The organism is Caballeronia sp. LZ016, from assembly GCF_031450805.1.
Lineage (GTDB): Bacteria > Pseudomonadota > Gammaproteobacteria > Burkholderiales > Burkholderiaceae > Caballeronia.
Window position 1 is genome coordinate 292,821 of sequence record NZ_JARTVY010000005.1, and the last position, 17,738, is coordinate 310,558.

General features: G+C 61.7%; 16 protein-coding genes. 7 read left to right on the forward strand and 9 right to left on the reverse strand.

All coding sequences use genetic code 11. The features are described 5' to 3' along the window. Nucleotides 1–5: 5 nt before the first annotated feature. From P9220_RS25120 to P9220_RS25145, 6 genes are all read left to right on the forward strand, one after another. Nucleotides 6–1,298 carry an MFS transporter gene (locus tag P9220_RS25120; RefSeq protein WP_309768559.1) on the forward strand — a complete coding sequence of 431 codons (1,293 nt, stop codon included), beginning with the start codon at nt 6–8 and terminating at the stop codon, nt 1,296–1,298. Nucleotides 1,299–1,307: 9 nt separating this feature from the next. Then, the gene (locus P9220_RS25125; RefSeq protein WP_309768560.1) at nt 1,308–2,453 is read left to right on the forward strand and encodes an aminotransferase class V-fold PLP-dependent enzyme; all 1,146 of its coding nucleotides are present in this window, start codon (nt 1,308–1,310) and stop codon (nt 2,451–2,453) included. A gap of 123 nt (nt 2,454–2,576) precedes the next feature. Continuing rightward, a complete protein-coding gene (locus P9220_RS25130) occupies nt 2,577–3,701 on the forward strand; it encodes a cupin domain-containing protein (RefSeq protein ID WP_309768561.1) in 1,125 nt (374 codons plus the stop codon). A gap of 16 nt (nt 3,702–3,717) precedes the next feature. Then, nucleotides 3,718–4,437, forward strand: coding sequence for an SDR family NAD(P)-dependent oxidoreductase (locus P9220_RS25135; RefSeq protein ID WP_309768562.1), 720 nt, complete (start codon nt 3,718–3,720; stop codon nt 4,435–4,437). Between the two features lie 36 nt (nt 4,438–4,473). Beyond that, nucleotides 4,474–5,709 (forward strand): dienelactone hydrolase family protein, encoded by a 1,236-nt coding sequence (locus P9220_RS25140; protein WP_404980241.1) that lies wholly within the window; start codon nt 4,474–4,476, stop codon nt 5,707–5,709. A 218-nt stretch (nt 5,710–5,927) separates the two neighbouring features. After that, nucleotides 5,928–7,109 carry a porin gene (locus P9220_RS25145; protein WP_309768565.1) on the forward strand — a complete coding sequence of 394 codons (1,182 nt, stop codon included), beginning with the start codon at nt 5,928–5,930 and terminating at the stop codon, nt 7,107–7,109. Nucleotides 7,110–7,166: 57 nt separating this feature from the next. Here the strand turns inward: P9220_RS25145 and catA are convergent, their stop codons facing one another. The 7 genes from catA to andAc are packed head-to-tail and all read right to left on the reverse strand — an operon-like array spanning nt 7,167 to nt 12,905. After that, the gene (gene catA, locus P9220_RS25150; RefSeq protein ID WP_309768566.1) at nt 7,167–8,099 is read right to left on the reverse strand and encodes a catechol 1,2-dioxygenase; all 933 of its coding nucleotides are present in this window, start codon (nt 8,097–8,099) and stop codon (nt 7,167–7,169) included. 44 nt (nt 8,100–8,143) lie between these two features. Continuing rightward, nucleotides 8,144–8,434, reverse strand: a complete 291-nt coding sequence (gene catC / locus P9220_RS25155; RefSeq protein WP_309768567.1) for a muconolactone Delta-isomerase — start codon at nt 8,432–8,434, stop codon at nt 8,144–8,146. A gap of 13 nt (nt 8,435–8,447) precedes the next feature. Next, entirely contained in the window at nt 8,448–9,584 is a 1,137-nt protein-coding gene (locus P9220_RS25160; RefSeq protein ID WP_309768568.1) for a muconate/chloromuconate family cycloisomerase, read from the reverse strand. 14 nt (nt 9,585–9,598) lie between these two features. Next, complete coding sequence (gene andAa / locus P9220_RS25165) at nt 9,599–10,822, reverse strand: anthranilate 1,2-dioxygenase system ferredoxin--NAD(+) reductase (protein WP_309768569.1); 1,224 nt, start codon at nt 10,820–10,822, stop codon at nt 9,599–9,601. Next, nucleotides 10,812–11,135, reverse strand: coding sequence for an anthranilate 1,2-dioxygenase ferredoxin subunit AndAb (gene andAb, locus P9220_RS25170; protein ID WP_309768570.1), 324 nt, complete (start codon nt 11,133–11,135; stop codon nt 10,812–10,814). The genes andAa and andAb overlap by 11 nt, the downstream gene beginning before the upstream one ends. Before the next feature lie 9 nt (nt 11,136–11,144). Next, nucleotides 11,145–11,618: an anthranilate 1,2-dioxygenase small subunit AndAd gene (gene andAd / locus P9220_RS25175; protein WP_309768571.1), complete on the reverse strand. Its 474-nt coding sequence runs from the start codon at nt 11,616–11,618 to the stop codon at nt 11,145–11,147. Nucleotides 11,619–11,633: 15 nt separating this feature from the next. Then, nucleotides 11,634–12,905 (reverse strand): anthranilate 1,2-dioxygenase large subunit AndAc, encoded by a 1,272-nt coding sequence (gene andAc, locus P9220_RS25180; protein ID WP_309768572.1) that lies wholly within the window; start codon nt 12,903–12,905, stop codon nt 11,634–11,636. Nucleotides 12,906–13,058: 153 nt separating this feature from the next. Here andAc and andR point away from each other — a divergent pair, with 153 nt between their 5' ends. After that, the gene (gene andR / locus P9220_RS25185; protein ID WP_309768573.1) at nt 13,059–14,027 is read left to right on the forward strand and encodes an anthranilate 1,2-dioxygenase regulatory protein AndR; all 969 of its coding nucleotides are present in this window, start codon (nt 13,059–13,061) and stop codon (nt 14,025–14,027) included. A gap of 884 nt (nt 14,028–14,911) precedes the next feature. On the opposite strand, the gene P9220_RS25190 is transcribed toward andR, so the two are convergent. Both P9220_RS25190 and P9220_RS25195 read right to left on the reverse strand, forming a co-directional pair. Beyond that, nucleotides 14,912–16,333, reverse strand: coding sequence for an aldehyde dehydrogenase family protein (locus P9220_RS25190; protein WP_309768574.1), 1,422 nt, complete (start codon nt 16,331–16,333; stop codon nt 14,912–14,914). A 139-nt stretch (nt 16,334–16,472) separates the two neighbouring features. Continuing rightward, nucleotides 16,473–17,585 (reverse strand): AraC family transcriptional regulator, encoded by a 1,113-nt coding sequence (locus P9220_RS25195; RefSeq protein WP_309768575.1) that lies wholly within the window; start codon nt 17,583–17,585, stop codon nt 16,473–16,475. Nucleotides 17,586–17,738 lie beyond the last annotated feature (153 nt).

A 17,738-nucleotide genomic window follows, 5' to 3' on the forward strand; every position in this document is an offset into this window, starting at 1 on the left:
ACACCATGGATTCCACTGTCATCGAGGATCGCTCGCGGCCGCAAAGCGCGAAACCGTTGCGCCGGCTGATCGTGGCGACGAGTATCGGCAATGCGCTGGAGTGGTTCGATTTCGCCGCATACGGCTTTTTCGCGGTCACGCTTTCAAAGCTCTTCTTTCCCGCGCACGACGAGACCGTGTCGCTATTGATGACCTTCGGCACCTTCGGCCTCTCGTATGTGTTTCGCCCGCTCGGCGCGCTGGTTCTCGGACGTTATGGCGACCGGCGCGGGCGCAAGGCCGCGTTGCTGGTCTCGCTCGCGCTCACCACCGTCGGCACGCTCATCTGCGCATTGATCCCGACGTATGCGGCAATCGGCGTGGCCGCGCCCATCGGCCTGATGACCGCGCGCATTCTGATCTCGTTTTCGACAGGCGGCGAGTTCGGCAGCGGCACCGCGTTGATGATCGAGCAGAAGAGCAAGCGCAAGGCGTTTCTCGCAAGCTGGCAGTTCTCGAGTCAGGGCATGAGCACCGTGCTTGCGTCATTCGCCGGGCTTGCATTGAGCACGATGCTTTCGCCCGATCAGATCGAATCGTGGGGATGGCGTACGCCGTTCGTTTTCGGTCTGCTCGTGGCGCCCGTGGGGCTTTATATCCGCAAGCATATCGACGACACGCTGCCCGCCTCATCGCAACACACGCAGAACGCCGCACCCATTCGCGACCTGATCGCGCATCACAAGGGCCGCATCTTTCTGGCGGCGGGCATCATGGCGGTGTCCACAGCGGCGAGCTATCTGATGATCCTCTATATGCCGACGTATGCGGTGAAGCAACTGCACTTGCCGGCATCGACGGGCTTCGCCGCGACGGTCGTCACGGGGACCATCCTCATGCTGTTCACGCCGCTGATGGGCCATCTCGCGGATCGTTATGGCCGCAGCCGGATGATGGTGGTCTCCGCGATGGTGACGTTCGTGACGATCTATCCGTGCTTCGCGTGGCTGCTGTCGAGTCCGTCGTTTGCCGTGCTCATGGCGATCATGGTGCTCGCCGGCGCACTGAAAGCGATCTACTTCGGCCCGCTTGCCGCTGTGCTCTCATCGCTGTTCCCCACTTCGGTTCGCAGCACCGGCCTCGGCTTCAGCTACAACATCGGCGTGATGCTTTTCGGCGGCTTCACGCCCTGGCTCGTCACCGCGATGATCGGCGCGACGCACAATCCCCTCTCCCCGGCGTTCTATCTGATGGCGTGCGCCGTGCTGAGCCTCGCTTGCATAGCGGTCTATCACTTCAAGCTCGTGAAGCATATTTAAACGATGACCATGAATCAGGATCCTCGCAATCAGACCGGCGACTTCGGCGGCTGGCTCATGTATCACTCGGTCGGCGTCTATCCGGGCCATCGTGAGGCCATGCGCGATGCGCTCGCTTCTTTCGCCGACACATGGTGCGCCGCCGACGATACGCGCTGGGACGCCGCCCTCGCCGCGCGCGCCCGCCTGCTCGGCGACTGGGCCTCGCTCATCGGCGCGAGCGATGCTGACGTGTTCGGCGCGCAGAACGTCACCGATGCCTTCGCGCGCTATCTCGACGGCCTCGCCGATGCGACGCTGAAGAATCGCACCGTGCTCGTCGCCGCCGATTGTTTCCCGAGCCTGCACTTCCTGCTGTCGGGTCTCGCGCAGCGACGCGGCTTCGAACTGCGCACCGTGCGCGTGCGCGAGGGCGAAACCTACGTGCGCGACGAAGACTTCATCGAAGCATGGACCGACGACGTCGCGCTCGCATTGGTCACGTGGGTATCGTCGCTGACGTCGAAGCGCGTGAATCTCACTGCGATATGCGAGCACGCACGACGCCGTGGCAGTCTCGTTGCGCTCGACGTGACGCAAGGCATCGGCATCCTGCCGCTCGATCTGAACGATACGCCCTTCGACTTCGTATGCGGTTCGACGCTCAAATGGCTATGCGGCGCGCCGGGCACCGGCCTCGGCTATATCGCGCCGAAAGCGTTGCAAGGGAACGCAAGCCCGGCCGTGCGCGGATGGTTCAGTCAGGAAGACCCTTTCAACTGGGACATCGATTCGTTTTCGTACGCAAGCGACGCGCGCCGGTTCGATACGGGAACGCCTTCGGTGCTGCCCTTCGTCGCATCGCAGCCCGGCATGACGTGGCTGCGCGCGCAGCCTCCGGGAAGCGTTCGCGCACACAATCTGTCGCTCGGGCATGAACTCATCGCGATGGTCGACGACAAAGGCTATCGCCTGCTCTCTCCGCGCAACGACGACGAGCGCGGTGGCAGCATCATGGCCGAAGCGCCCGCGCATCTCGACGCCGCAAAGCTCGTCGTGCAACTGAAGGAAGCAGGCGTGTTCGTCGATTCAAGAGGCCGCACGCTGCGCTTCTCGCCGGGCGTGTGCACGACGCGCGACGGTATCGACCGGCTCGCGCAATGCCTTCCGGCATGAAGACCACGATGGTCCGTTCGCGTTCACCGCGACGCATCGGAATTGCTTGTGTGCTGACAGGCCCGCCGGCAGGCGCCGTGTATCACGCGCCGCTGTCCAACTTCATCATTCAAGCGACTCCTCATGAACTCGACCGTAACCGCATCCATTCTCGCTGACGCCGCGATCGAAGGCGTGCAAGGCTTCATCGTTCCGATGAAATGCACGGACCTTCCCGCGACGATGCAGTTCTTCATCGCGCGCCTCGGCTTTCGTCTCGACGCGATCTTCCCCGCCGACGGTCCGCGCACCGCGATTCTTTCGCGCGGCACCTTCAAAATCCGCCTCGGCCTGGACGTGAAAGACGGCCTGCAAACGCTGCAGGTGCTCTGCGACGATCCCTCTCAAACGCCCGGCGAAACGCGCGAACTCGTCGCGCCCAACGGCGTGACCGTGCGGCTCGTGCACGCCAATCCGCCGATGCATCTGCCTAAGACGCGCCAGCAACTCGTGCTTTCCCATGCGGGCGATGCCGCGCACTGGAGCATTGGCCGCGCGGGCATGCGTTATCGCGATCTGCTGCCCGAGCGTCATGGCGGTGCGTTCATCGCATCGCATATCCGTATCCTCGATGGCGGCCCGGTGCCCGATTACGTGCACTTTCACAAGATCCGCTTTCAGGCCATTTTTTGCCGCAAAGGCTGGGTGCGTCTTGCATACGAAGGACAGGGCGAGCCCTTTCTGCTGGAAGCGGGCGATTGCGTATTGCAGCCGCCGGAGATTCGTCATCGCGTGCTGGAAAGCTCGGCGGGCGCCGAAGTGATCGAACTCGGCAGCCCCGCCGAGCACATCACGATGGCCGATCACGACATGCGCCTGCCGAACACGCTTTACGATGCAGATCACGATTTCAACGGTCAGAGCTTCGTGCGCCATGTCGCGAAGCAGGCGACGTGGACGCCTTGGAAATCGCCAGGCTTCATCGCGACCGATACGGGCATCGGCCACGCGACGAAGGGTCTTGCAGGCGTGCGCGTGGTGCGTCCGGCGAGCGCCGGCCAGCAAGCTGCGCGCATGCACGACACCGAGTTCTGCTTCTTCTTCGTGCTCGCGGGTAGCGTGGACGTGAGCGCAAACGATCGGCAATGGCATCTGGAAGCAGACGACAGCATCGCGATTCCGGGCCAGCTCCGCTATGCGTTCGATAACTGCAGCGCCGACCTCGAACTACTCGAAGTGACCTTGCCTGCGGATTTCTCGCTAGCCTGAGCTTATCGAAATGACAATGTCCATGATCGATCACACGACCGTCGCTTTTGTATCGGGCGCCAATCGCGGACTCGGCGCGCAATTCGTCGCGCGCCTGCTCGCACGCGGCGCGGGCAAGGTGTACGCCGCGTCGCGTACGGGCGATACTGCGATCCACGATACCCGCGTTATTCCCATCGCACTCGATGTGACTGACGACGCCAGCGTCGCGTGCGCCGCGAGCCTCGCCGCGGATACGAATCTGCTCATCAACAACGCCGGCGTCAATCGGCAATCGGGGTTCTTTGCCGACGATGCGATCAACCATGCACGCGCCGAACTCGAAGTCAATTACTTCGGCATACTTCGCATGGCCCGCTCATTTGCGCCTGCCCTGAAGACAAACGAAGGCGCGATCATCAACGTGCTCTCGATTCTCGCGCGCACGGCGCTTCCCGCGATGGGCTCGTTGTGCGCATCGAAGGCAGCGGCGCTGCGCCTGAGCGAATCGCTGCGCGCCGAACTCGCGCCTCTTCGCGTGCGCGTCATCGCGGCGCTTCCCGGCGCGATCGATACGGACATGAGCCGCGATTTCGCTGGCCCCAAACTCTCCCCGGCCGAAGTTGCCGATGCCGCGCTCGACGCGCTCTCGGGCAGCGCGAGCGAAATCCTTATTGGCGCGATGGCGCAGCAGCTTGCTGCGGGTCTCGCCACGGATCGCGCCGCGACACAGGCCCAGCTTCATTCCACTTTTTAGCCGCGTTCATCGACGGAGACGACATTGGGTTCCTACATCGACATCGACATCGACATCGACAGTAATGATGGCCAGCGCTTTCGCGCTTATCAGGCCGTGCCTGCGCAGGGCTCGGGGCCGGGCCTCGTGCTGCTGCAGGAAATTTTCGGCATCAACGGCTATATGCGCGCCATGGCCGACCGCTTCGCTGAAGAGGGGTACGTCGTGCTCGTTCCCGATCTGTTCTGGCGAATGAAGCCGGGCGTCGAACTCGGCTACAGCGAAGCGGATTTCAACGAGGCACTAGGCCATAACGAGCGGCTCGACATCGATCTCGCCATCGCAGATATCGGCTCGACCATCGCCGCATTGCGCGCATTGCCGATGCAGTCGGGCAAGGTCGGCGCGATCGGCTATTGCCTCGGCGGCAAGCTTGCGATGCTTGCGGCCGCACGTCTGGAGTTAGATTGCGCGACGAGTTATTACGGCGTCGGACTCGATGCGTATCTCGACGAGATACCGAATATTCGCTGTCCGATGCTTTTTCACTTCGCGGGCAACGACGCATTCTGCCCGCCGGAAACACGCGAGCGTCTGCAGCAAGCGTTTGCAGCCAATCCGCGCATCGCGGCCCACGTGTATCCGGACTGCGATCATGCGTTCGCCACGCCCGAGCGGCCCCATTACGACAAGCCTGCCGCTACCATGGCGTACTCGCGCACGGTCGCGCTGCTGCGCAACGTGCTCGGTCCGATTCACGATCTGAACGCGCTGTGGGAACGCCACTGCTATTACGAATTCGCCACGCGAGACGTCGATGCGATCATGCCGACGATGGTCGCCGAGCCCTACGTCAACCACGTCCCGACGATGACTGGCGGCGTCGGTCACGATCAGTTGAAGCGGTTCTACAAATATCACTTCGTTGCTGCGAATCCCGAGGACACGAAGCTCATTCCGGTCTCGCGCACGATCGGCGCGGACCGCATCGTCGATGAATTCGTGTTTTGCGCCACGCATGATCGCGAGATCGACTGGCTCTTGCCGGGACTGGAACCTACGGGCAGGTACTTCGAGGTGCCGATGCTCGCGGTCGTCTGCTTTCGCGGCGACAAGCTCTACAACGAGCACATCTACTGGGATCAGGCTTCCGTGCTCGTGCAGATTGGCGTGCTCGATCCGACCGGCCTTCCCGTCGCCGGCATTCAGACAGCCAAGAAGATGATCGATGAAACACTGCCGACCAATACGCTAATGCGCAATTGGGAATCGAGCGAAGGCAAGCCGGTCTGAAGCGATCATCGAAGCCGATCGTACAAAGCGCGCTGTCCATCGGGCAGCGCGCTTTTTTTTTATCGACGCACCAACACAGCACGAGCCTTGCGGTTCCTGCAAACCCGTATTGATAGATTGCGAATACGCGAACGAATAAGGCTCGGTACTGTTACGTGACGGAATCGACATGCATTCCGTTCGAGCTTGCGAAGACCCACAATCACTCATCATTCGTTATGCCAATGAACAGAAAGGCGATCTCCTGCGCTGCGTTTCTCGCTGCATGCGGTATCGGGCAGGCTCATGCCGCGTCCGTCACGTTGTACGGTCTCATCGACTACGGTGTCAACTATCAGAGTAACAGCGGCGGCGGCCGCGTGATCGGCGGATCGAGCGGCATCATGCAGGGCTCGCGCTGGGGCTTCAAGGCCAATGAAGACCTGGGCGGTGGTCTTGCGGCTATCTTCCAGCTCGAGAACGGCTTTGATGCCGGCAACGGCAGATCGCTGCAGGGCGGCGCGCAGTTCGGACGGCAAGCGTGGCTCGGCCTTTCCAGCAACGCGTACGGTACGGTCACGCTCGGACGTCAATACGACTCGCTCGTCACATTCGTCGAAACACGCATGAATTCTTCGAATTACGGCGGCGGCACCACCGCGCATCCGGGCGATCTCGACAACCTGAACAACAGCAAGCGCGTCAACAACTCGATCAAGTACATGAGCCCAAGTCTGGGCGGATTCACGTTCGGCGGCGTCTACGGATTCGGCGGACAGGCCGGCGACTTTTCGCGCAACCGGATATGGTCGACGGGCATTGGTTACGACTATGGCAACTTCTCGGCGGGCGTCGCGTACATGAACGTGCGCAACCCGAACCAGTCGTTCTTCACAGCCACGCCGACCAACGTATCGGGTACGAACCTGAACAACATGACGGCAAGCCCTGTTTATAGCGGCTATGCATCGGCGCGAACGTATCAGGCCATCGCTGCGGCCGGGCGCTATACGATCGGCCCGGCGACCATCGGGCTCGTCTATAGCAACGTGCAGTTCAAGAATCTCGGCGATACGTCCTCCGGTTCGAACCCGCTTCGACTTTCCGGCACCGCGAAATTCGACACTGCTGAGGTCAACGCCACGTATTACTGGACGCCTGCGTTGCTGAGCGAACTGGTGTACAGCTATACGCGCGGATCGGGCGTGGGAAGCATCGGCAGCTCGCACTATAACAACGTGTCGCTGTCGCTCGACTATTACCTCTCGAAACGCACCGATGTATATATCATCAGCAGCACGCAGTTTGCAGACGGCACGGACTCGACAGGACGGCCCGCGCACGCCACGCTCAATGCGTTGACGGCATCATCGTCGGATCGGCAAACCTTCGTGCAGTTGGGCATCCGGCACAAGTTCTGAGGCTGCAAAGACAGAACCCCCGCGCGAGGCGGGGGTTGTTCGATACATCGATCTTCTTCAAGCGACCGCTGCGCGATCCCGCTGCACGATCTGATTGTCCTTGCCCTGCACCAGCGGCGTCAGCCTGAAGTCGAATTCGATTTCCTTGTAGTCGTCGGCCTTTAGGCCCAATGCGTTGCCGCCGCTTTTCTCGACAACATGCGGAATGAGATCTTCACGCGTGGCGTAGGCGAAGTCATCCCAGATCAGTGGATCGCCTTCGATGTTGATCTGCGTTGTCAGCTTGCGGCAGCCGTCCGCGCTCACGAAGAAGTGAACATGCGCCGGACGGTTGCCATGCCGGCCGAGCACGTCGAGCAAGTGCTGCGTCGCTCCTTGCGGGGGACAGCCGTAACCCACAGGCATCAACGTGCGGAACTCGTACTTGCCATCTGCATCCGTTCGCACCGCGCCGCGCAGATTGAAGTCGCTTTGCGCGCCGGTCGGATCGAAGTGCGAATAAAAGCCCTTCGAATTGGCATGCCAGCATTCGACAACCGCATTCGCAAGCCGCTTGCCGTCCGGTCCCGTGACCGTTCCGCGAATGACGAGCGGACCCGCGTTTTCATCGGCATCGAGATCGATCTTCGATACCCCTTCCCGTACCGCCGCACCCGCGACATACAGCGGGCCTTCGATAGTACGCGGCGTGCCGCCGTTGATCTCCGTCTCGCGATCTTCCGCATCCATGCGAATATCGAGGAGCTTCTCGAGGCCAAGGCCCGCCGCGAGCAAGGCTGCCTCACCGTCCTTGCCGAGCCGGTTCAGATAGTTCACGCCCGCCCAAATTTCATCCGGCGTCATGTCGAGATCGTCGATCGCCTTGAACAGATCGCTTAGCAAGCGATGCGTGATTTCCTTAGTGCGCGCATTGCCTCGATCGCCGCCAAGGTTCGCCGCCGCTTGCAACAAGTTCTGGACTTCATCGCTTTGAAATACTTTGACGCTCATGATTCATGTCTCCGTTCGTATGTGGGAATTCATTTTTCTACCGCTCAACCGTCGTCGTCCCTGATGGATGACGGATGGCGACACAACGGCGTCACCGATATCTTCATGTACGGAAACAACGGCAACGCGATAAGAATCTCGTGCAGTTCCGCATTGCTTTCGACATCGAAGATGCTGTAATTCGCGTACTCTCCGGCAAGCCGCCAGATATGACGCCACTTGCCGCTGTGCTGAAGCGCCTGCGAATAGGCCTTCTCTCGTGCCTTGATTTCATTGGCGACATCAGCAGGCATGTCGACGGGAATGTTCACATCCATTCGTACATGGAACAACATCGCTCATATCCTCTCAACGGGTGACTTTCATCAGGCCATCGCGCGTGAACCGCTTGACCACGGCTTCATCAAGTTCGATGCCGAGACCGGGGCCGTCCGGCACCGTCAGTTCGAAGTCACTGTAATCCAGAGGCTTCGTCAGAATTTCTTCGGTAATCAGCAATGGCCCGAACAATTCGGTGCCCCACTGCAGGTTCGCGAAGCTCGCAAACAGATGCGCCGATGCGACCGTGCTGAACGCGCCTTCGAGCATGGTGCCGCCATATAGCTCGATGCCCGCGGCATCGGCTATGGCTGCGACACGCTGCGCCGCAAAAAGTCCGCCGCTCTGCTCGATCTTGATCGCGAACACATCGGCGCCGTCGTTCTTCGCAATCTCGAACGCGCTGTCCGGCCCTTGCAGGATTTCATCGGCCATCAATGCGACGGTAAAACGCCGCGTGAGACGCGCCATTGCCGCGGGCGATGCGACCGGTTGCTCGACCAGTTCGCAGCCCGCATCGGCCAGCGCGGGGATTGCCCACGATGCCTGCGTCTCGCTCCACGCCATGTTCACATCGACGCGCACGGCCGCGCGATCACCGAGTTCGCGCTTGATCGCGGCAACGTGCTCGATATCGGTTTTGATCGGCTTGGCGCCGATCTTCAGCTTGAAGATGTTGTGGCGGCGTGCTTCGAGCATCCGGTGTGCTTCGGCAATATCGCGCGCCGTATCGCCGGATGCGAGCGTCCATGCAACCGGCAGACGATCGCGCCGGCGCCCGCCAAGCAGTTCGCTGACCGGCACGCCCAGGCGCTTGCCTTGCGCATCGAGCAATGCCGTCTCCAGCGCGCTCTTCGAGAAGTGATTGACCTTGACGAGCTTGCCGAGATGCGCCATCAATGCCTGCACGCGCGTCGCGTCGCGGCCGATGCACGCAGGCGCGAGATAAGCATCGACCGCGAGCTTCATCGATTCGGGGCTTTCGGGTCCATACGCCATGCCTGCGATGGTCGCGCCTTCGCCGATGCCCACGATTCCATCGCTGCAGAACACCCTGACGAGCATGAGCGTCTGTCCGTGCATCGTCGCGACGGAGAGCTTGTGCGGGCGTATCGTCGGCAAATCGACGAGACGCGTTTCGATACGTTCGATGATCGCTGTAGTCATTTCGTGGCCTTTGTTCATGCGGCAAGCAGCGTGCGCAATGGCACGGCGGTGTTGCGAAGCGCGTCGATACCGAGTGGCTTGCCCGCTGCAAGCAGCCGCTTGCATGCGCCCATGTCGCGGCCCGCATTGACGGCGGCAACGGCGGCCAACGCGCCCGAATCGTTCAACGCGAGCACGCAGAAGGAACCCGACGACGGATCACCGCGCAGCACGCTCGTATGCGCGGCATCGAAGAGGCCGAGCGTCTGCACGTTGCACTCGTACTGATCGGACCAGAGCCACGGCGTCTCCGCGTAACGCTCTTGTGCGCCGAGCATGTTCGCGGCCGCGACGACCGGCTGGTTCTCGGCGACCTGCCACGATTCCACGCGCACATGGCGCTGCAGCAGCGGGTTGAAATGCATCGTGACCTCGCCTGCCGCGAAGATCGCGGAATCATCGGTTCTGCATTGCTCATCGACGACGATGCCGTTGCTCACCGCAAGCCCCGCTGCCTGCGCAAGCTCCACGTTCGGCACGACACCGATGCCGATCACGACGATGTCCGCCTCGATATCGCCGCGATCCGTCTCGACGATCGCGTGACCCGCACCGCGTCTCACGGCGAGCGGCTTCGTAGCGAGCCGCATGTCAACGCCTTTGCCGCGATGCAGCGCGTGGATGAAGTCGGCGACCTCGCGCGGCATCGAACGCACGAGCAGCCGTTCAGCAGGCTCGACGAGCACGACCGCGCAGCCGGCCTTGATCGCGGACGCCGCCACTTCGAGACCGATGAAGCCGCCGCCCAGCACCGCCACGCGCTTGCCCGGCAAAAGCGCCGCGCGCAACGCGCGTGCATCGTCGACGGTGCGGACGTAGTGCAGCTTCACGCCGTCATCGACGTGGCCCGGAAACGGCCGCACGCGCGATCCTGTAGCAAGCAGCAGACGCTCGTACTCGATGCGCGAACCATCGCTCAACATGACGCTTTGCGATGCGCGATCGATCGCATCGACACGCATGCCGAGCCGCATGTCGACACGTTGTGCGTCATACCAGGCGGCATCGCGAATGAAGATGCGGCGCTCACCTTCTTCCGACAGCAACGCGCCTTTCGACAGTTCGGGGCGGTCATAGGGCAACGCGCGTTCATCGCCGATCATGACGATGTGCGCATCGGCATCGCGCGCACGCAGCGTTTCGGCTGCGCGGCGCGCGGCGTGTCCCGCGCCGACGATCACATAGGGCTTACTCGACATGAATCTCGACCTGTCCATCGACGATGCGGATTGGATAGCTGCGCACCGCTTCGGTCACGGGCGCGCAGCGCGGCGCGCCGCTGCGGATATCGAAAAGCCCCTGATGCAGGGGACATTCCACGCAGCCATCTTCGACATAGCCTTCCGACAGCCGCGCGTGTCCGTGCGTGCAGAGGTCGTGCAACGCGAAGACTTCATCGCCGATGCGAAAGACCGCCACCGGCTTGTCGCCCGCGACGACCGCTGACGGCTCGCCTGCGGTGAAGTCGTCGAGCATGCCGATGGCTTGCCAGGTATTCGTCGCTTGGTCCATGTCGGCTCCTCAGATCGGCGTCGCGAGCAGCGTCTGCACGCGCGATGTGTCGTAGATCACGCGCTTGGCCTGATAACGCAGGCCGTCTTCGGTGCGCACGACCTTGTCGAAATACTTGCCCGCCTGATAGACGTTCGACTCGCCGTTGGTGCGCGTCTGAATCACGACGTAGTTGCTCTCGGTCTCGATCACGCCGTCTTCTTCACGCGTCACGGCGAGCCCCGACGTCATGTGCCGGTAGCTATGCTCCTCGAAGATATTCGCGTGCCGCAGCGACACGACGCGGTCGCGCAGCATCTTCCGGTTCGTGCAGTGGATAATCCCGACGGGCAAGCCCATGTCCGCGTTCTCCTTCGGCACGATCTCGTAGAGGCAGTCCTCCGTGAAGAGCGCGGGCCACGCTTCGAGCCTGTCGTTATCGAGCGCGTTGATGTATTGGTCCTGCAGGATGTGCAGTTCGAACCACAGCTTCATCTGTTCCATGCGTCGCCTCGCTGCTCAATAGCCCATCAGTTGCTGATAACCGACCCAGAACTTGCGGATCAGGCTTTCGGTGATGACCGTATCCTGCTGATCAGGATTGGCGCGCGACATCTCGATGACGGAAGTCGCATCCGCATCGCGCACGGTCCCGCGCTGCACGAGCTCGGTCGCTTCGGTGTCTTCCATCGAGATGTAACCGGCGGGGCCGACGAGATTCGCCTGCTTGATGCGCAGCGCGCGCAGCTCGGGCGTATCGTCCGCATAGCCGAAGAAGTGGAAAACCAGTTCGAAGTTGTTCGGCCCTTTCGGCAACAATTGGCGCGCGACCAACGTGTTGTGAATCTGCTGGATGACGAGTTGCGGGAAGATGGGCTGAATGTGGTTCGTCGTGTCTTCTTCGAATTCGGAGACGAGTCCCAGAATGGAATCGTCTTCGAGCGCGAAGCCTTCATCGAACGAACGGATGTTCTGCTGCTTGTACGCGGACGACGTGTCTTCGCCCGTCTTCGTCACCGTGATGATGCTGTGCAGGCCATGCGTCGCGTCGGGAATCGAGCGCGCCTTCATGCCGACGCGGAAGATGTTGAACGTCGTATGGAACAGATGCAGCATGCTCGCGTGGTACGGGTCCTTCACGTTTTCGAAGTAGAGCTTCCAGTTGGACTTCGAATACTGACGCGTGCAGCCGAGATATTCGATCGGCTTGTGAAAGATGCGGTCGATCCACGGGCGCATTTGCGCGCCGAGATACTCGGGCAGCGGCGCGACTTCATCGCTGAAGCTCGCAAAGACGAGGCCCTTGTAGCTATCGACGCGCAGCTTGCGCAGGCTGTGATTCTTCGGGTCGAAATCGGCGGGCATGCCGGTCATGCCCTTCTGCCCGCGCCTGAACGGCACGCCGAGCAGATTGCCGCTGTTGTCGAAGCTCCACTGGTGATACACGCAGGTATGCGATGTCGCGTTGCCGCGCGATTTGCGGCACACGGACGCGCCGCGATGCGCGCAGCGGTTGACCCACGCGGCGAGCCCGCCATCCTCCAGCCTTGTTACGACGACAGGCGTATCGCCGACGAACGTGCTCTTGTAATCGCCGGCTTTGGGAATTTCCGCTTCGAGCGCGACGAAATTCCAGGTCGGGCCGCGAAAGATGCGCTCCTGCTCGCGGTCGTAGACGGCTTGCGAGCTGAAGACTTTATAGGGCACGCGAGAGCCGTCGTCGTGCGGGAAATGAACGTGATCCGAATCGGTCGGACCTTGCGGACGAAAAGCCAGTTCAGCCGTTTCCACGGATGTTCTCCTGTTGCGGGGGCGCCGTAATCGATACGTCACGGTGTCATCGCATTTTTGAAGAGAGAGAATGGCGGGTCTATCCACCAAAAACGGCGCTGATTCACGTACTATCCAAAAACGGCGGTTTAATCTGCTTTCGCTCGCATAGCCATGTCCCCGACTTTTTTCGCGCCCGACGCGTTACGCAGCTATCGGCTTTTCGAATCTAACGATCTCGACGAGACGCGCGACCTTATCTCGCGGGTCATGCAGCCGCATGTGCTGGTGCCTTCGGGTAAGGACCGCGGGCATTCATACATGGACTTCGTCAAGCTGGGCCGCCTCGGACTCGGCGCCATTTCGTTCGGCACGTCCATGCATGTGGATGTCGAATCCGTCGATGGCTACTATCTTCTGATGTTCTGTCTGCGAGGTCACGCAGAGGTCCGCACGCTCGATGCCACGCTCGCCGTCGATCGCAATAACGCGGTGCTGTGCGCGCCGGGCCAGCCGTTCGACGCGTCGTTGTCGCCGGACTGCGAGCAATTCGTCCTTCGCATCGACGCCGACGCGTTCAGACGAGCGAGCCGTGAAGCCGGCGCGTTGCTGTCGCCGCGCATCTGCATCGACAGTCCGCCCTTGCAGGGATGGATGCAGCAGTTGCGGGCGCTCACGGGATCATCGGCTCTACTGGAAAGCGCACGTTCGAATGCGCATGTCGCCGGACACATGGAAGGGCTGTTGATCGATCTGCTTGCTTGTGCGTTGCCGAGCGAGCCGCGTGCGGCGCTTGCGCAGTCATCGCTCGCGCCTGCATTCGTCAGGCGGGCTGAAGAATTCATGCGCGCGCACGCGGGCGAGCCGTTGCAACTCGAGGACATCGCTCGCGCGGCGGGAGTATCGGCGAGGACGTTGCGCGAGCGGTTTCATATCGCACGGGGCATCAGCCCGATGCAGTTTCTGCGCGATGTCCGCATGCAGCAGGCGCGCGAGGCGCTGCTTGCGGCAGGGCCGCGGGCCCGCATCGCAGATATTGCACTAGCCTGCGGCTTCTTCCATTTGGGCCGTTTCTCGATTGCCTACGCGAAAGCGTTCGGAGAATCGCCGTCAGACACATTGCGAGAGCGAACATCTGGCTGAGAACGGCATCTACTCTGCCCCGGCCAGCAGCGTGATCATCTGAACGTCAATGGAAAAAGAAGAACTCGCTCCATTAGAGACGACGTCGGCAGACACGCATCTCCGAATTGCAGAGTCATGCACGCTTGCCATCGCACGCACAAGACGCCTGTGCTGTGTAGGCTGACGCGCCAATACGGAACGAGCGCCGAAATGCGCCTCATCAGTGCAGGCGGAATCAGCGCGAGATGTTCCCGAAGACACCGCGCTCACGTTCCAGCGTATGCGGGTATTCACCGAATGTGACCGAACTCGTTAGTGACGGTATAGCGTGTGCGTTCGTCGGTTATTTAGAGTTCTGCGCGCGCTCGCAGCCTCTTGCCGACGGACGAGAAACTCTCGGCGATGGCCGCACGCGCTGGAAAGAAGGACTTGATGTTCGACGGAAACCGCGCGTGCCTCACGAGCCGTCGCTGTGGCGCGCATACCGCGCCTTCCGCGGAGCACGCCATTGCCGCCGAGTTTAGCGAGCACGGGATCCATCAGGCGCGATGCGTCCGTAGACCCAGGGCCGCTCGCATCACGGGCTGGAGCAGGTCTGCCCTGCGTCCCTACAGTTCATACGCTCGTCGGCAGCGTGCCCGGTTGCACGCAATAAGGTGACCCATATCGCTTCGCCCAATGCTCAAGCGTCAGATGCAGCTTCGGAGGCGCTAACTGAAAAGAGATTGCCGATAACGGGCAGACCCGGCAGATCCTTGACGCTACGCAGCGCGCCGCTGGCGCCATGCTGAAGGCAGGGCACCACTCACCTCCATACCTCAGATTCGACGTGTCCGAGAACAGACGATAGAGCGTCGGGCGGGATCGGAAAAAAGGCGCGTCGTCCGACGCGCCTTCGTTCATCAGAGTTCCGCCAGCTTGTCGAGCGGCGGCACCGGTCCCTCGTTCGCCAGCAGCGCGCGCTTTCTCACGTAGCGCATGATGCTGGTCGAGCCATAGCGCGATCCGCCCATGCCCGACTTCTTGAACGCAGTCTTCTCGCCGGCGAACATCATCACGCGCGGCAGTTCGGTATCGTTGATGCTCACGCCGCCCGCTTCCATCTTCGTCGCGAAGTCGCCGGCCGTGTGCGTGTCCGGGCCGAATACCGCGCCGCTCAGGCCAAACATCGAATCGTTCATCAGGCGCTCGGCTTCGTCCGGGGTCGAGAAGCGCATGACCGGCACCACAGGCCCGAAAGTCTCGTCCGTCATCAGCGTCATCTCGTGCGTCACATGGGTGACGATGGTCGGATCGATCCACACGGCGCCGTTCACCGTCTCGCTCTTGCCGCCGAGCACGATCTTCGCGCCCTTCGCGAGCGCATCGTCGAGTTGTGCATCGATGATGGACGCCTGCTGACCGAAGATCATCGGGCCGTAGTGACCGCCGTCGCCCGCTGCGTGACTGCGCTTGAGCGTCTGCGCTTGCGTCGCGAGTTCGGCGACAAGCGCATCGTGGAGCGAGTCGTGCGCGTACACGCGTTCGATCGCATAGCAAACCTGACCCGAGTTATAGAGCGCGCTGCGCAAAATGCTGGTCGCCGCGCGCTTCACGTCCGATCCTTCGAGCACGACGGCCGCATCCTTGCCGCCGAGTTCGAGGAACGCGGGAACAAAGGCTTGCGCCGCCGCTGCCGCGATTTTCTGGCCCGTCGGCACGCTGCCGGTGAACACGACGGCATCCGATTGCGCCACGATCGCCGCGCCCGTTTCGGCCGCGCCCTGCACGAGATTGACGATGCCCTTGAGCGCCGGCACCGCATCGAGCGATCGCTTGAGCGGTTCGACGAAGCGAGGCGTGACTTCGCTCGGCTTGATGACGACGGCCGCGCCCGCGACAAGTGCGGGAATCGCATCGATGAAGGACAGCACGAGCGGGAAATTCCACGGGCTGATGACGCCGACCACCGGATACGGCGCATACGTCACCTTGAATACGACATCGGGATGCGCTTCGAGCTTGCGGAACGGCGTGGCGAGCACTTCGGGTGCGGCATCGCAAAAGCCGTGGATGAAGTGAATGACCGCGCCGAGTTCTTCCTTGGAAATGCGGCGGCGCGCCGTATCGACGGACAGCGCATCGACGATTTCCTGGCCGTTCGCCTCGAGTTGCGCGGCCCATTCGCCGAGCGCCTTCGTGCGATGTTCGAGTCCGAGCGCGTTCCATGCGCGCTGCGCATCGCGTGCCTGCGCGATCACGCGCGCGACATCGTCCGTGGATGCCGCATTGAATTCGTAGTCGTGTTCGCCCGTGCGCGGATTGCGTACCTTAATTGACTTCATCGTGTTTCCGGTCTGTTGTCTGCCCGGTAATTGGGCGGTTGTCCAAAGTAAGGACGATGCTAACAACAGATATTTCGACACGGCAGCCACGCGCGCCGGATGCGGCCGATTTCCTACAACTGAGAGCGTTGTTCCGATATCAACGCTTGTCCGCGGTATCCGTGTTGTGCGTTTCGCTTCTTGCACGCGCGGCTTCCGGTGCATCGCGCTGCTGCGTGGAAGGACTCGCGAGACGCCGCGCATCTTTCGGCGCGAAGCCGAAGTAGTCGCGAAACGCCGCGGTGAAGCTCGTCTGATGCTGATAGCTCGTCGCAAGGGCGACTTGTCCAACGGGCAAGCGCTCGTCGACGAGCAATCGCAATGCATGATTCATGCGGCACCGATGCCCGTATTCGAAGATCGTCATGCCATATAGAAACTTGAAACCGCGCTTCAGCTTCGACGCATTCGTGCCAACGGCGCGCGCCAGTTCCGGAATCGTCGGCGCGACGCGCAAGTCCGCGACGATCATCCGCTGCGCCTGTTCGATCAGCCGAAGATCGCGCGCGGAAAGCGTCTCGCCCGGCGAATCGTCGCGCAGATGCGCGAGCCACATTTCAATGCACGCGCACAGTATTTCGTTGCACTTGCCTTCGAGATAGAAAAGCTGACGCGCACCCTTGTACGGCGATGCCAGCAATTGCTCGGCAATCTGCAGCGCGTCGACACTAAAGGGCATCTGCCGGTTGTAGATCTGATCGCGATCGATCGACGCCAGCTCCGCGCGAATCTTGTCGGCCTCGCCCCCGAGCGCATGCACGAGGCGGTCGAAATAGCGCCGCGTCACATACATGCCGACCGATTGCCACGGCCCCGGCCCGCACGTCACCTGATACTGCACGTCCGCGCCCTGGCTGCACACGAGGAGATTCGGCGCGTTGACATGCAGATGCCCTGTATCAGAGAAGTCGACGCTCGCCGGTCCGGCAATCGAAAAATGAAACTCGACGAAGCCTTCGGGAAGGATCTTCTCCGAGCGGCTATGCGCATAGTTGCAGTCCGATACGACGAGATAGATTTCGTCGCGGATGCTCGCCATCTTCCACACGCCCTCTTCCGCACCGCCTGGCACCGTGACGGTTCCGCCGTATAAGCCGAACTCCGGAACGCTCACGCAATCGGGCTGCACGCGCAGCTGATAGAACGCTTCGGTGAGGCGTGCCTGCCGGCCTGCGAGCGCATTCCTGAAGAGTCCAGCGTGTGAATCGGTCATTCTGTCTCCTGGCCGTTGCGTGCGGCACTACTGCCTGGACGCGCGCTCGATCATTCATGAACCTGCATTATGGGTCGCCAAAAGTATCGTGGCGACCCGAGCGCGATGCATCGACGGACCCGGCGAAAAAAACCGCTTCTCCTATGATCGCGG